Below are 14,762 nucleotides of genomic sequence, written 5' to 3' on the forward strand. Positions count from 1 at the left end.
GATAAGCCATGCTCCGCAGCCGCGAGAGTCGTCCGCAAGCCAACAGCAAGTTCTCGTAAATCTAAGCCAATTCCACTTCCAGCTTCTTCCGGGGTCTCTACCATGAAATTTTTTACTTCACTGACTGCCCTTCTTCTTGCGTGCACTGTTTCTTATGGGCAGGACGAGCCTGAACCTGTCTCCGAGCATCTGAAGTGTTTTGGTCCATTCATCGGTAATTGGCAATACGAAGGTCCGATGCAAGAAGACTTTGAAGGCATTGCTGAGGAAGGAACAAGAATTGTCGTTCGGACATCTATAAAGCGGATTTTGAACGGCAGTGCCATCGAGGGAAACTGGTCGATTGAGTTCGAGGGAGGTGCCGAACTTGTGGGCAAGGATCTTACACGCTGATCGCAACCTCCACGACGGATGGAGAGCCACAACCGAAAGTTACTTGGAAGTTCAAACGAATCTAACTCGTACGCCCTGTCAACCAACTTATCGCAACTTCTTTTATTCCACCAAAGGACAACTTCACGATGTCATTTACACGAACACTTCTTGCTGCAGTTGCTTTCTTCACTACTTGCAGTCTTGGATCTCCCACAGTCGCTCAAGAGAAGACGGCTACGGCAGACGGGCAGGTCGCATTCCAATCGCTCGCAGAACTTGTTATTGGCGGTGTCTGGGTCCGAACTGATGACGACCAATACGAACATTCCTACCGATGGGGTATTGATGAGAAGTTCATTTGCCGAACCGCAAAAGGTGGGCCGTTACCGGATGTTGCGACAATCGGAATTGATCCTGAAAGCAAGCAGCTTACTTGGTGGTTTTTCAACCAGGATGGCAGCCTGGGGAAGTCCATAAGCAAGCTGGAAAAGGAGGGCGTGTGGTCCTTTGAGCAATCCTCAGAGGGCAATACAGGAGATAACAGCTACAAAGGTCTTGTCACTCGAGTTGACCAGAACACGATCAAAGAAGAAGTGCTTGAATGGATTGTGAATGGCGAGAAGCAGGAAATTGGAACGCTCATCTGGAAGCGTACCCAGGGGCGAGATTTCGCAAGAGAACAAAAGGAGGTGTGGGATACGCTGGAAACGCAGGTCGCACTTGACCTGAAAAAGGATTTTGATGCCGAGAAGAAGCATCTTCACCCGAAGGCTTCTTATTGGGGAGATCGATCCCCAGCACCAGTATCAGCGTCGGCAAAGACTTACTCGTACTACGAGAAATGGTCGGAAGGGCAAGATGAAGTGGTAGCCCATCAGATGATTCCAGTTACCGTTGTTGTCGTCGATGACGTAGCAATCATCAATTTTTACCTTCACATACTGACGAACGACGACGAGGGCGAGCAGGAAGAGCTAATCATTAGGGGGCACAATACCTGGAAGAAGGAAAACGGGCATTGGCTGTTGCTTGCGACGTACAACACGGTTGTCAGTTCGGACGATGACGACTGACAGCTAGGCCGGTCAACTGCGGTCTGCACGCTCTCTGATTGGCGGGGGTGTGATTTCAGGGCAGCAGGAGACTTGGGTGCGGTCTTCTTCTGTGGTGTGCGCAGACACGCCGGTTGCCGGTTTTTGCAACCGGGATGGAAAAACAATTTGCAGCTTTTGTCGGAGAAGCTGCCACGGCATGGAGCAATTGTTCCGCTACGACATACCGTCCGTCTGCCTTAACGCCTCAACGAAAACATCGGTCGGTTGCGCACCGGCCAACGCGGTCTTTTGGTCGATGATAAAAAACGGGACTCCGTTGACTCCATAACGTTGAGACATTTCTCTTCCAGTTGCGATTGCATCCATCCCATCATCGCTGTCCAGCATGGCCTCGACAACTGGCAGGGCCAAGCCGGCTTCGACAACCACGCCGATCAGCGTCTGGCGATTGCCGATGTCCAAGGCATCGCGGAAGTAGGCCCGAAATAGCGCCTCGACGACGGCATCCTGACAGCCATGATGATCCGCCAGCCAGATCAACCGGTGGGCATCAAGGGTGTTCGGCGTTCGTTCAATTTGATCAAAGGCAAAACGAATTCCTTCGGATTCTCCGACAGCGATGACATTAGCATCCAACTCGAGTGACTGCTCCCAACTGCCAAATTTGCGGGTCCGATACTCCTTACGGCTGATGCCTTCTTTTGGCATCGTCGGATTGAGTTGGAAGGGATGCCATCGGACCTGGACGTCATGCCGGCCATCGAGGGCGGCGATTGCCTTCTCCAGTCGTCGTTTGCCAATGTAGCACCAGGGGCAAATCACATCAGAGATCACATCAACGGCGAAGTTCATGGCAACTCAATCTCGAGGAATCGGAGTGTCTGCGCTGTCAGACCCAAAGCTGTTCCGTCGACAAACTTACCCCCACGCAGGATCAACGAATACTACGGACCACTGGTCTCGATCGTCTCCGAAATCGCGGCGTCCTTCGCCGACTCGGGCAAAGTGAACAACAGAGCAATCGTCGCCCACGCCGTGGCGGTTGTGGAAATGAATTGATCCGCGCCATGCGGGAACCCCGTCTCAAAGTATTTTTGAAAGGGCTTGCTGCGGGTTTTCACATGCCACGATCCGTCTTCCTGCTGGGAGTCGAGCAGATAGCGGATGCCACGAACCCAACAACCATCGTCTCGACTCTGGCCGGATCGATGGAGGGCGTACAGTACGGTGCCGGTGGCATAGGGATCACTCTCCATGTCCGGTTTCTGCGCCCAACCGCCGTCGCCTCGTTGGCTCGTCATCAAATTCTCAACCAGCGAGTCTCGATACTCGGGAGCCACGTCCGCGTATTCGGCCGACAGCAAACCAAAAACGAAGTCTTCGGTATCGCGGGGTTCCGCCTCAAGCAACCAGACGGATGCCTGCGCCACGGCTGCGGCGACACGCTCTGCTTCCAAATCGTTGGGGAACGTCGACAACCCGCGAAGTGCAAGATAGGTCGTGGTGAAGTCACTGGTCTCCGAAGGCGGTCGATCACTGGAGCATTTCCAAAAGCCGTCGGGGGTTTGATTCTGCAGCAAGTATTCCGTCACCGCGCCGGTCACATCGTCCGCCTCGTGTCCACCATCGGCAAGCGTCCACAACGCATAACCAGCGGTGTCGCCGCCACCACCCTGTCCCTTTCCCTCGGCGTATGACTTTTTGCCGCGTTTCAGATGGGCGTGGGTGTGCCGGACCTGACGCTGGAGATTCTCTTGATCGACTGCAAAGCCATGCCTCTGAGCCTCGACCAAGGCCAAGACGGGCAGCGCTTGCCCATGGCAGGTAAAACACACACGCTTCTCGGCCGTTCCCGCGGCAGCCTTTTCCAACAGCAGAGTGCTGCGTGAGACCGACTGTCTGATTTCTTCATCATGAAGGCTGATCGGGTCTTCGGCGGCGATTTGGGAGGAGGACCATGTCAGTACCAGCCCCGCCATCGCCAATCGAGCAATGGCCGCGGCTGGGTCAATGATATTTCGCCGTTTCACGCCTTGATTCTTCATACTCGATTCTCGCGAGAGTGACTCATGAAGCCGCTATTGTAGAGCTTTGCCACGCGACGCACCGGCGTTTGCCGAAGTCGTCTGGGATAGGGTCGCCAAAGTCACTCAAGAGGAATTACCCGAGGAGAGAACCAATGAGATTTGCATCCCGCTGGTTGGTTGGTCTTGCCGCCGCGCTGAGCGTTTCGCTTTGCCTGTTGCCTCGTGCATGGGCTCAGAACGCCTCGACAGCGGCACCGAGCGCTGCACGGTTGGGCGTCAATCTGGCTGGGCCGGCGGACTGGGCGACGGAACTGCCGTTTGTGGACGTGTTCCGCACAGCGCGGCCGTGGATCAGCCAGAAAGAGAGGGCCGGCTGGGGTCAGGGCCCCGACTTGGAGATCGACGATTTCGGCTGGGTGAAGAGGCTTGATCCGGACTGCTTTGCCGAAACCATGCTCTGCACGATCAGCGGTGGGATTAACAGACAGCCTTGCAGTTCATAATCCCTGCGTCGCCCAACTTTGCCACTCCCGCAGATCATGCCGGCGTTATTAATGCCCCCAGCGTGGAAGATCTCGAGCCAGCTGCGTTCACCTTCGGAAACCTGCTGCAGGTCCTGATACGTTCCGCCCGCGTAGACGAAGGCAATCAATTCGCGGCGGAAATACTTGCCGACACACTGGACGGACCCGTTTACCGTAGCAATGCCCGTACCATCAGCGTGCCGCACGTTCAGTTCGACGCCCAGGTCGACTGTTCCGCCATCGGCGAGCCAGATCACACTTCGCGGATAAACACCACCGTTGGTACCGGTTGGATCGGCCCCTTCACCAAGCACGTCACCGGCCCCACTGATCTCCATGTCGGAGAATCCGACGATCACCTCGGGGTTAGGGTTCACCAAAGTCATGATGAGGAGTTCTCCCTCGACAAACGCACCGATCGCCGGAACTGCCGACGTGCCCTGCATCACGAAACCGGCCATCTGTCCCGCGTCATTGATATCCGTGGCGAAGAAGGTAGTTCCCAGGGCATCCACGAGCACCGTCGTGCCCAGGACGGTGCCGTCCACTGACACGTCCCACAACAAACCACCGGTCACTGCCTGAAAGACTCCAGAGTCGTCCGGGTTGTTGATGCGAATGCGTGGATCGGTTGCTCCCGGCAGATTCACCAACTGCCGATTCGGCATCAGTAGGACCGGCGCGTAGTCGCCAGGCCGCCTGCCAGCAATAATCCCCGCTGAGTTGACTTCCAGCCCGTTGTCATGAAGCCATTCACCGAGATCCTCGGCAACTGCCGTCAGCGTCGGACCGACTGTCCAGAGGCATGCACGTCCTCCGTTAGCTCCGACTACGTAAACAGTGCCATCGGCGGACACATCCGAAACATGTTCTGTCAGCAGGCCGCTATATGGATCCACGTTAGGCAATTCTACGATGACGTAGTTTGCACCGTCGCCTCCGCCGGGCTTCTTGGCCAGAGCGACCGTGCGACAAAAGAGGCAGACCGCGACGGCGACGGCGACGAGCAAAATTCGCAATGTCAGTTTCGAGGGTTTCATGACTTCTTCCTTTAGAAAGGTTTCGTTCGCACTTAAATGAAAAAGCCGTTGCACCGTGGGCGCGGACGGTGTCCCTGGTGCGTGGCGAGAGGAGTTTGGCGACCTGCGCTCACCGGTCGCTTTTACCTTGTTTCAGGCCGCCATTTTCAAAGGAGGCGGCACGCCCCATGCCGGTGCCTCGGTTCGATCTGCCGGCGGACGCGTTGGCTGTCCGTGCTGTGTGTCGCTAGTTGTTTGGAATCAGTACCAGTGCGTGCCATGAGTACCTGCCTCTACTGCGTTTTCTTCCTTCCACACCAATCCAGCCGGTGTTGTTGATGCCGCCTGTCCAAACAAGCGTGTAGCCCGGCGAGTCGGGGATCTGAGTGTTCAAGTCGGTGGTGACAACTCCACCTTGGGCGTCATGTTCCCAAAGCGTTGGGATGGAATAGATTCCAAAGATGTCGTCAGTCGGAATGTAAGAAGCCCCGACGGTTGCACCGAGATCATTCAGCGCGTTCGCCCGGCACGTATTCAGATTCGTCGGCGGCAGCACCTGAGGGTTTGGCTCAGCAGGATCCCAAAAATAGCCGACGACGTAATCCGGATCGGTTCCATAGCCTTGCCCCGATCCATTCCACATACTTCCAACCACGCAGCCGCACGCATTGATTCGGTAGGCGCTATTCTCGGTTGCCGGCCCGACCAAAGGAACGGGCCAGATGTTGTTCGTTAAAGAGTCGAGCAGAAAGCCTCGAAACTGGCCATTGAGTGTGCCGTACCCGATCACCAGCCCGTCGTCATTGATATCTCCGGCTACTCTCAGGTCCCACCCGAGGTCAGCCGTCGCCTGGGTGTTGAGGTCGGCGACGGTTCCCGTGGTACCATCCCAGAGTACGGCCATTTGATCTGACCCGGTGGATGCACTGCCAACGATCTGACTCCAGTTATTAATCGCTGTGGCGTAGCTGTCCGCAGATCCCGATGGAAGAGCCAGCAATTCGCATGCATATCCCGCCCCTGCATCCGACCAGTAAACAGCTCGACGGGGATTTAGATCGCCGGTCGAAGTCGGGTCATAGGCCATGGCATGTCCCACGATGCTGCCAGCCACATTTACATCTGACGCGCTACTGCCAAGGTTGCCGGGGAGGCCATCGTCCGGGTCAATCGTTGGTGGTTCGGGCAGAAAACCTGATTCGAGAACATTTCCAGTATTCGCCTCGACTCGCGCAAACGCTGCCGAGCCGTATCCTGCTTCGGTACTATTGATGGCCACCGTGACGGTACCTGCGTTGCCGACTTCGCTGATCGCATAGGGCAATCCATCAAAGGGAAGTTGCACCACGCGATATGGCGCCGATGAGTCGCCGTCCCCTCCTCCGCCCGGCTTGTCGGGTTTCTTCGCCGTGGCGATCGAACCGCAGAGGAGGCATGCTGAGGCGATTGCTGCCGTAAACGTTCTTTGGGCATAGAGTCTCATTGGAACGTGTCCTTTTGTTAGATTTCGGGAAGGCCAGGAACTGCCTGGCGCGGTAGTCCTGCCAGGAAAGGACCTGACCTACGGTGTCGCTCCTCTAAGCACGGTGCGGATTGGCGCTGCGATTTCCCCGAGGGAACTCGGCAGTTTCTCGCGCTGCGTGCTCCTACTTATCAATGCGCCGTGGAGTGGCGGAGCTGTCGAAGATTTTTTGGGAAATCCGACCAGATGCGAGTCTGCCGTAGCCCAAGTCTCGTGCTTTCGCTACCGAAACCGGGCCACTCCCACGCCACGATTGCTCCTCGAGACTTTTCATTACAGATCGATAGAAACTGGAATACTGCTATCCTGCCTGCTTCAAAGTCCGGGTTTACGAAACCTTACTCTTTTGATTTTCCCGGCTCGTTGGCCTCTTCAGATCGCTGCACTGCGGAGGCCAATAACTCCGCTAGCTGGCGATACAATCCTTGATAATCCGTGTCGTTTTTCTGCGCCGCGTCTTCCGCCGCGATTCGATTGGCTTTGTCCAGGTAGTGCTTTGCCGCTTCGAAGTCCCCCAATCCGTGATAGGAAAGTCCAATGAGAATACAGTCCGTGGCAGTGAACTCGCGTTGTGCGTCTCGAATTGACTCTTCACGCAATTCAATCGCACGTTTGTGTTGCCCCGCCCGACTGTATAAGAAAGCCAAGTTTTTCTTGTTCGGGGCCTCGCTCGTCAGAACTAATTCCGCAAGACGCAGGGGAACGGTCCAGTCTTCCACGGCAGCGGGATCTCTGTTCAGGCAGTAAATCAAAATTTGGGCTGTTTGCGGATCCTCGGTTTGTCCAAATTGCTCAAGTAAGTCGGCACAGTAGGCGTGGCAGTCCTTGATTCGACCGCTGAATAACAAGCTCTTGACATAGGCCAACCAGTATCGAGAGTCATCCGGAGAGTTTTGGAGATAGTGATGGTAAACCACCGCTGCCGCTGCCCAATCACCTTCACGGAACAGCTGATCGCCCAACTCTATCAGAAGATTCGCCGTGATTGTTCCGTCCGGGGAACGCAATTCTACGACCTTGTTGAAGTCGGCTGCCGCGGCGTCGTCGCGGCCGAGTTCTGCCAAGCGGCGAGCACGCATCAGATAGGGATACTCAGGGTCTTTTTCTGAGCTGATCCTTCCGTACGTTTCGACAAGGTGGTCGAACGCGGCCGTCTTTGGATCTCGGTTCTGTAAAGTCGCCAGCGCCTGCTTCTCGATGTTCTCGACAATTGCATCCGTGCGGGTCGTCTCGCCTGTAATCTGAAGCTCGGCTTTGCGCAGCACGGCGAGATACCAAACCCGCTGGTACCAAAGGAACGTAAAGCTCTCCCAGAATTCGAGACCTATCTCAAGTGCGGCGACCGCCTGCTCACGTTGTTGCGCCTGCTGCAACACGATCGCTCGGAGCGGTGATACCATCTTTCGCCAAGTGTCCGTCCGTTCAAGTTCGCCCAGGTACCGCTGAGCTTCATCGATGTCCCCGAATAGGGCGGCGTACAATGTCAATGCTCGAAGACGATAGTCCCTCAGGGCGCCGGTCTTTCGTGCTTCTGGAAGCGTCAAGATGAGTCGCGTCACCACTTCGTCGGCCCGCTGCCGCACGATAGGGTCGTCGGAGAGCACAAGAATTTGCGCTGCGATCGATTGGTTTGAGCTGTTGGATGACTTGGTTGCCTTTTCGAGTAGTCGGTCTGTCAGGCGATGCAGCAATTGTTGATCGCCGGCAAGCGACAATACGTTCAGCAAGGGAGGGTAGAGTTCGAAAATGCCATCAATCGATATGAGGCGATCTTCCACCATGGTTTTCGACAAACGTCGCCAAAGCCCTTGCTCCGCCAGCTCGTAAAAGCGTGCGGATGGCGCATCCCCGAGGTAAACCTTGAACAGATAATCGGTCCGAGTTTGAAGCAAAAGCTCGTTGAGACCTGGACGCATCGTGACAGGGATTCGAAGCGCGAGCGCATCGCCGTGAAAGGCATCACTATCGTAGCGCATCACCATTCGTCCGTTCCACCACACGCGTGGCGCACTGCCACGGTCGATACGAATGAATTCCGTCCGTTCATCCGGCGAATAGACATAAGCCAGTGCGTAGACCGATCCGTCGGTTTGACCTCCAAACAGCTTCTTTGGGTGAATAAATCCATCAATTTCGTGCTGTACATCCAGCCACGGCGAGGGCGAGCTGGAGACTCCAGTTGTCAGGTCAATCAGAGGCACGGGCTTTGACGGATCAGTTTCGATCTCCGGTCGGTAGAAATCGCTGAGTTTGGATGGATACGGACCGGCGATCCACCAACCGGCTTCGAGGAATTTGTTGAGTTCATCGGGCGTGAGTGATGCTGCTTTGGCGAAGTCGGCTTCCGCCTTTTTCTTCTCGCCGCGTTGCATGTTCCAGCGACCGCGATGAATCCACGCCATGGGATCGTCTGCCGCCAAGTCCACAACTTTCTGCCATTCCGCATCGGCGGAAAATCGCTCGTCCTGCAGTTGCTCGAACAGTCGCATACGAGCCAGCAGAGCATCGACATTGTTCGCCGAGGCGGCGAGAGCAGCAGACAGTTCCGCCTCCGCTTGGTCAATTTCGCCGATTGTGGCGTAGCCACGAGCCTGGATCAGGTGCAGCCAGGGGTCATCTGCTGCCTGCCCCGGGGACATAGTCTCCACAGCGAGTCTTCGCATTGCCGCGTCATAGATAAATTGCCACCAGGACTCGTGGAATATCCCGTTGTCATTGTCGGCAACACCGCGATCCAGGGCGGCGCGACAATTCTGTTGGTACCGTGTTTCACCGTCTGACCATCGCTGCCGAGCTCGTTCTTTGTCGCCAAGTTTCGCGGCAATTGCAGCGTCCAAAAACGCGATTTGTGGCCTGGTGCTGTAGCGAAACTTCTCAAGGACTGACTGAGCTTCAGGGAACCGATCGTAGCGGTAATGCACCATCGCCATCCCGACGGCAATCCACTCCTTATCGGGATTCTCATCGAAGAAGGTTTGGTACCGGGAGAGCAATTCATCAGAAAGAAGATCGGTCCCTCCAGCCGCAGCGAGGACTCGTACGAGATGGAACACATCCCAATACTCCGTGTTTTGCACCGACTCAACAAGCTGGCTGAGATAGCCACGTGCGAGTTCTTCATCGGTGTCCAGGAGTACGATGGCGGAGAACTCACCTTCCGTTGCGAGTTCGGGTAAGTCCGCAGTGGACCGAACCCTGTGGAACTTGACACTACGCGCGGCATAGTCGCGAACCAACGGAAACAGACCACAGCGGCCGTAAAGCTGATAAAGTTTTCGTTCCTGAATCGAGATTTCCCTTTGAAGATCCTGATTTTCGAAATGGTTTTGCGCGATCTGAAGCAACTTTTCGAGGCAGCCCTGCGCGTCTCGATGGGCTTCGGGGTATCGCTCCTGAGCCATGTGCAATCGCCCCTGCGAGTACTCGACCCCCAGGACATTCAAGCTCGCCTGCGGATCGTCCGGCTGTTCGTCCAGAATCGCCTGACTCGTCTGCAACGCCTCTTGCAGTGACGCTCTCGCTTCGTCGTAATTCTTGAGCCCAATTTGTATCTCGCCGACGGAGTGTAACGTCGCCGCCAGCGTTTTTCGGTGGCGTGATCCAGCTGAACCATTTCCGGCCAGTTCCCGAAGTAGGTTTACGCTCTTGCGGCGGTTGGCGAGCTTCTGATCGTCGGTGTCCACCTCTTGGGCTGCTAGTTCTTTTGCCCGGAGCTCTTTGAAGAGCATTTGGAAGTCGTCGCGATCTCGCAGGGCGGCAAGCGATTTGTGCGACTTCATCGCCTTGACATCACTGAAGCCATTTTTGACTGCCTCGGCGATCGTCTCGATCGCTAGATCAGCATATCGTTGACGTTCGGCTTGATCCTTTTCCGACAATTCGACGGAGCCTTCCGTCGGGAGTGACAGCGCGCCATACACGATTGCCAGATCGAACATTTCGGCGGGCGTCGTTCGATCGATGTTCTCCAACACTTCCTGCGCGGCCTTGAACGATCGGTCGGCTGCGACTGTCAGGTTAAGCTCTCGTTGGTAATTCGCCAGGTCCATAAGCGCCTGATGCAGCTCGCCTTTGAGCGATGGTACTGCTGGATTCTCGAAGGCCAGTTTGCGACAAACGTCAACGTACTGCTGGTAGGACTGCAAAGCGTTGTCCTGCTCGCTGAATAGCGCCTGCTTTATCGCCACATTTTTCAGTCCAATGCTCAACCACCGGCCCCAGGTAATGCTCTGGGGTGCGAGTTCGTACGCTTCTGCCGCATAGCTGACGCCACGCTGAAACATCGCCAGCGCTTCTCGATTCTTATTCTGACTCGCCAGTAACACGCCCAGATTGTTCAGCGTTCCACCCAACTCAGCGATATAATCTGCGTTGCGCGGAAACTCGCTTGCAAGCCCTTCACGCAGTGCCAACGCTTGTTGGTGATATTCCAGCGCAGTGCCGATCTCGACGCTCTCTTCATCGCCAATTGCCAGTGAGTTATACGCATTCGCCAGCAGACTGCGGGTTGGTGGGTGCTCGGCATTCAACTTCAGAATTTCGCGACAGAGTGTTACTGTGTCGTCGTAGCGTTTGGCGCGGAAGAAAGACTTCGCCAATCCCAATCGAACGTCCAGGCTATCGTTGCCGCCCTCGACGAGTTTCTCAAAAATCTCGATTGACTTGGCATTGGAACTCGACGACGCCTCTTTCTGCCCCAGTTCGCTACTAATCACAGCGATGCGGTAGTGGGCCGCCGCTAACTCGACCAACAGCTCACCCGAGTTGTCCTCGTCCTGAGTAAAATTGTTGTAGAACTCCATCGCCGATGAGAGCAGTTTCTGACGCAGGGGTTGCATACCCGGAACCGTCAGCAACTCGTTTTTCGTGACATGATTCAGAAACTCGTCCACCGCTGAGCGGGCCAGGACAAAGCTCTCTTCCGCACGTTCACGCTGCTGCCGGGCGTCGACCAGAGCTTCCGTGGCAATCTTGGTCTGTCGCTGAGCTTCGATCCGGAGGCCCTGCTCCCCGTCCCGCGCCGCTTCAGCCTCTTGCTGTGCTTTGATCGCCGTTGCCTCAGAATGCGTGGCCGCCACGGCTAGTTCGGCGTTTCGCGCGGCCAGGCTGCGGAACCGACTTGCAGCGATGGTCGACCCGATTGCGACAGTGACTAGCGCGAGCGTCACCGCGGTCGCCATCGCGAGGGGCGCTTTGTTCCGCCGCGCGAATTTGCGGATTCTGTACGATGTTGACGGCGGACAGGCCAGAACCGGCTCGTCGTCCAAGAAGCGTTGAAGATCAGCAGCCAATCCGTTGGCTGTGTCGTATCGTCGCGATCGATCCTTCTCCAGCGTCTTCATCACGATCCAGTCCAGCTCGCCACTGAGCTGCCGGGTCAATTCGGCTGGTGTGATATGACGGTTGGCGGCGATCGAGGGCAATGTGTCGACCGTGCTCAGACGCTGACTCGGTTTGGGCGGTTCTTCCTCGCGGATGATCCGCAGCAGTTCGTCAAACGCGGCACTTCGCATTCGCTGGCGGTCAAAGGGCGTGTTGCCCGAGAGCAACTCGTAAAGCAAGACCCCCAGCGAGTAGATATCGCTGCGGGTGTCGATATCCATCTGGTTCAACTTGGCCTGCTCGGGACTCATGTAGTCGGGCGTGCCCACAATTTGCCCGAACTCGGTGAACATGGTTTTCGCGGTCAGACGCTTTTCCATTGCTTTGGCCAAACCAAAGTCGATGATCTTTGGGACGGGGCGGTCGTCATATTCAGCGACCAGCACGTTCGATGGCTTGATGTCGCGGTGGATGATTCCCTTTTGATGGGCATGCTGCACCGCCTGACAGACAGGGAGGAACAGCTCCAATCGCTGTCGCGGCGTCAAGTGATGTTCGTCGCAGTATTGCGTAATGGGAACGCCGCGAACGAGTTCCATTACAAAGTAGGGACGTCCAGAATTCGTCGTCCCGACATCCAACACTTTGGCGATGTTCGGATGGTCCATCATTGCCAGAGCCTGCCGCTCGGCTTCAAAACGAGCGATCACCGCTTTGGTGTCCATGCCCGGCTTGATGATTTTCAGGGCGACGCGTCGCTCGACCGGCTCAATCTGCTCCGCCATGTAGACCGCGCCCATGCCTCCTTCGCCGATCTGCTGCAGCAGTTGGAACGGGCCAATCAAGCTGCCCGCTTGCTCGGGCATCGAGTGTACGATCGTGGGGCTGGTCCCCGCGAGATCTTTGGGCGGCGAGTCGAGGAAGCTGCCCGAGTTTTCATGGGCCGCGATCAGTGCTTCGACCCGCCCACGTAATTCACTGTCCTCGCGGCACGCGCGGTCCAGAAACTCAGCCCGCTCTGACTCCGGCTTCTGCACGGCCTCCCCAAAAATGGACTGAACTTGCTGGGGATTGCTCATGACCAGTTCTTCCGCAGATTGAGTGGGCTAGAGTTGGATTGAACCTCTACTCTTGAAGCTTCTATTAACTAATGCGACGTTTCGCAGCCGAGCTGTCGAAAAAAGTGAAACGAATTCCCGGTTCACGAGTCGGTAAGCTTTTCGCGTAGCCAAGCGCGGGCGTAGGTCCATTTTTTGCGGGCCTCGTACACGGAAACTCCCGTGAACTCGGCGATCTGCTCGTGCCCAAGCCCGGCGAAGTACCGCAACTCGACGACTTTGGCGGCCAATTCGTCCTCGGCTGCGAGTTCTTTCAGTGATTCATCCAGTGCCTCGATATCATCCTCCGGCCGATCGGCTACGATGTCCACCAGCGGGACCCGCTGCAGCTCACCGCCGTGTTTAATGCGTTGCTTGCGCCGATATTGTTCTACCAGCAGACGCCGCATCGCTTCGGCCGCAGCGGAGAAAAAGTGGCCACGTGAATCCCAGCGTTGGACGCGTTTGACGTCGATCAATCGAATGTACGCTTCGTGCACCAGGGCGGTCGCCTGCAGCGTTTGCCCCGGCTTCTCCTGAGCAAGCCTGGATGCCGCCAACCTGCGTAACTCCTCATAGACCAAAGGCAGCAACGCGTCGGTTGCCGCGGCATTACCCTGTTCGATCTGTGCAAGAATCTGCGTTACGTCAGCCATAGGCACAGCATAGCGATGCGGCGTGGCCGTCTCCAGCATTTCAACCGGGGAGGCGTCTCCTGGAATGAGAACCGACGGCCATGCGTGCGTGGACGCACACAAACGTCGAATGACTCAGGATCTGCAGCAAGAAGCAACACTGCCGACGAATCGGCGGACCGCAAAGACTGGACCGCAGCCATTCAGAGGACTTGTATTCGCCGGCTTACACTGTGCTAGTCCGACCGTGCGGCTCGCACGAAGGCGATCTGCACCGGTACTTCGGCCCAAGACGCAACTGTATCGCCGTTTCGACGCAGTTTTGCCGGAATCAGGCCTTAGATTTAGCGGACAATGCGGCGAAGCGATTCTGCGAACTCGCGTCGGTCGATGCATCCGAGGTGAGTTCGGGGAGCGAATTCGCGGGACTACTAAAGGCCAGTACCACACCCTTCTCGTTCCAACGACAGCAACCGCTCTATCGGGCGAGATCAGAAGTTTGGCCGTTACAGAAGCTCACTCCATCGATTCAGATCTTTCTTGACCTGAGTTGTAACGGTCGTCAGGTCCAAAGACATCGGCACAAAGCAATCGTCCTCTCGAAGTACCGGAGGCCCGAGCGGCCGAAATCCCATGCGCTCGTACATGCCTCGTCGCCGTTCGAGTCCGGAGATTAGAATGTTGGCATAGCCATTCGAGACGGCGTATTGATAGACGCTGCACGCCAACCCGGCGAAGACAACTCCAAATCGACGGTGCGAATCCACGGCGAAGATTCTGGCTTCAAGGAGTGGTCGACGGAGTCGCGCAAGCACACTTGAATCTGCAATCGCACTAGCAACGGAAAAGAGTGGCCCGTCATGAACCGCCATTGTGCCACACACGCGTCCGTTATGGATTGCAACGAAGTAGATGTTGCTACGATCAAATCTATCGATCAAAAAGCCAGTGCCGGGATCATCGTACCGCGGGATCTCCAACACGAAAGTCCGGTAGAGAAGTCGGTTAACCTCCGCCCGCTCGCGAGCCGAGCCAGCGGTCTTAAATTCATAGCGTCGTTGCGCCTGCTCGAGCATCGCTTTCACCTCGATTCTTTACCGGGTCGTGCTATTGATCGTCGGATCTTCATCTCCAACTCGCTGTCTACGCGTCGAGTGAGTCTCCCTGCGAACAGTCTCCACAAACA

The 14,762-nt window shown here is 56.2% G+C and carries 9 protein-coding genes; 2 read left to right on the top strand and 7 right to left on the bottom strand.

What is annotated here, in order from left to right:
• Positions 1-102: 102 nt before the first annotated feature.
• Entirely contained in the window at positions 103-393 is a 291-nt protein-coding gene (locus tag NZK35_RS25275; RefSeq protein WP_259635305.1) for a hypothetical protein, read from the top strand.
• A 128-nt stretch (positions 394-521) separates the two neighbouring features.
• Entirely contained in the window at positions 522-1,448 is a 927-nt protein-coding gene (locus NZK35_RS25280) for a hypothetical protein (RefSeq protein ID WP_259635306.1), read from the top strand.
• 195 nt (positions 1,449-1,643) lie between these two features.
• Here NZK35_RS25280 and NZK35_RS25285 read toward each other — a convergent pair whose 3' ends face one another.
• The 7 genes from NZK35_RS25285 to NZK35_RS25315 form a co-directional block, all read right to left on the bottom strand.
• Entirely contained in the window at positions 1,644-2,282 is a 639-nt protein-coding gene (locus NZK35_RS25285; protein WP_259635307.1) for a DsbA family oxidoreductase, read from the bottom strand.
• A gap of 92 nt (positions 2,283-2,374) precedes the next feature.
• On the bottom strand, positions 2,375-3,460 hold the full coding sequence (locus NZK35_RS25290) for a prenyltransferase/squalene oxidase repeat-containing protein (protein WP_259635308.1): 1,086 nt from the start codon (positions 3,458-3,460) through the stop codon (positions 2,375-2,377).
• Between the two features lie 376 nt (positions 3,461-3,836).
• Complete coding sequence (locus tag NZK35_RS25295) at positions 3,837-5,021, bottom strand: hypothetical protein (protein ID WP_259635309.1); 1,185 nt, start codon at positions 5,019-5,021, stop codon at positions 3,837-3,839.
• A gap of 226 nt (positions 5,022-5,247) precedes the next feature.
• Positions 5,248-6,483, bottom strand: a complete 1,236-nt coding sequence (locus NZK35_RS25300) for a hypothetical protein (RefSeq protein WP_259635310.1) — start codon at positions 6,481-6,483, stop codon at positions 5,248-5,250.
• A gap of 377 nt (positions 6,484-6,860) precedes the next feature.
• On the bottom strand, positions 6,861-12,923 hold the full coding sequence (locus NZK35_RS25305; protein WP_323379670.1) for a protein kinase domain-containing protein: 6,063 nt from the start codon (positions 12,921-12,923) through the stop codon (positions 6,861-6,863).
• 122 nt (positions 12,924-13,045) lie between these two features.
• Positions 13,046-13,597 carry an ECF-type sigma factor gene (locus NZK35_RS25310; protein ID WP_259635311.1) on the bottom strand — a complete coding sequence of 184 codons (552 nt, stop codon included), beginning with the start codon at positions 13,595-13,597 and terminating at the stop codon, positions 13,046-13,048.
• A 485-nt stretch (positions 13,598-14,082) separates the two neighbouring features.
• Entirely contained in the window at positions 14,083-14,652 is a 570-nt protein-coding gene (locus tag NZK35_RS25315; protein ID WP_407699830.1) for an N-acyl amino acid synthase FeeM domain-containing protein, read from the bottom strand.
• Positions 14,653-14,762: the final 110 nt, after the last annotated feature.

Source organism: Stieleria sedimenti (assembly GCF_025060895.1).
GTDB classification, from domain to species: Bacteria; Planctomycetota; Planctomycetia; order Pirellulales; family Pirellulaceae; genus Stieleria; species Stieleria sedimenti.